The organism is Planktothrix sp. FACHB-1355 (assembly GCF_014748295.1).
Taxonomy (GTDB): domain Bacteria; phylum Cyanobacteriota; class Cyanobacteriia; order Cyanobacteriales; family Aerosakkonemataceae; genus Aerosakkonema; species Aerosakkonema funiforme_A.
This window is the reverse complement of the sequence record NZ_JACJUP010001382.1, coordinates 1-388: the sequence shown is the minus strand read 5'-3', so window position 1 is coordinate 388 and position 388 is coordinate 1. Positions and strand designations below refer to the sequence as shown.

The 388-nt window shown below is 40.2% G+C and carries 1 pseudogene; it reads left to right on the top strand.

The features are described from left to right. Window positions 1-192: 192 nt before the first annotated feature. Window positions 193-388: pseudogene (locus H6S82_RS32620) on the top strand (hypothetical protein); the annotation flags it as partial.

Here is a 388-nt window from a genome sequence, read left to right as displayed (position 1 = left end):
CTGGGCCAGGATAGCCCTTAAAACTTAGAAATTCTGAAGTTTTGCAGTCACAATTAGTTCTCTAGAATTAGAGAAAATTACACTACTTTACAAACGGGTTTAAGAGATGTTTTGTGAAAGCACCAACATTCTGTTTAAACCCGTCTTTCCCAAATCCTTAAACACGCATCTGCTAACTAAGAACAAATAAATATGAAACTGAAAACTCTCACAGCCGCAATTCTGCTTGCCAGCATTACTTTAGTTTCTAGTACCGCTGTATTGTCTCAACCTAATAGGCGGTCAAATAGCTACGCACCCGGTTTCTGGCAACCTAAAGCACAAGTTAACCCCAAGCTTCCCATTACGGTGATGCTGTTGAATCAATCGCAATTGCCCGTAAAGTACA